Below are 262 nucleotides of genomic sequence, written 5' to 3'. Positions count from 1 at the left end.
GCCGTCCTGGTTCAGAATCTGAACCCGAGTAGTCACAACACCCCGGTCGGGCTTGCTGGCAGACGGCTTGATGCCAATCACTTCTTCGCGAACACTGATGGTGTCGCCAATAAAGATCGGGGCACGGAGGTTCCAGTTGTCGATCCCCAGAAAGGCTATCGCTGAGCCGTTCTTCCATCCCAGCGCCATTTCCAGCCCAAAGGCGAGTGAAAGTGCGCCGGGACCATGGAACACCCTGGTGCCGAATTCTGTCGTTTTGGCA

The 262-nt window shown here is 57.3% G+C and carries 1 protein-coding gene; it reads right to left on the bottom strand.

What is annotated here, in order from left to right:
• Positions 1 to 262, bottom strand: a 262-nt coding sequence (locus SCA31_RS23985) for a MaoC/PaaZ C-terminal domain-containing protein (RefSeq protein WP_410699500.1), incomplete at both ends; no start/stop codon positions are given.

Origin of the sequence: Chryseobacterium sp. SIMBA_028, assembly GCF_046535285.1 — a bacterium.
In the GTDB taxonomy this organism is placed as follows: Bacteria; Bacteroidota; Bacteroidia; order Flavobacteriales; family Weeksellaceae; genus Chryseobacterium.
The sequence above is the reverse complement of the archived record's forward strand: the minus strand, read 5'-3'. Positions and strand labels throughout refer to the sequence as shown.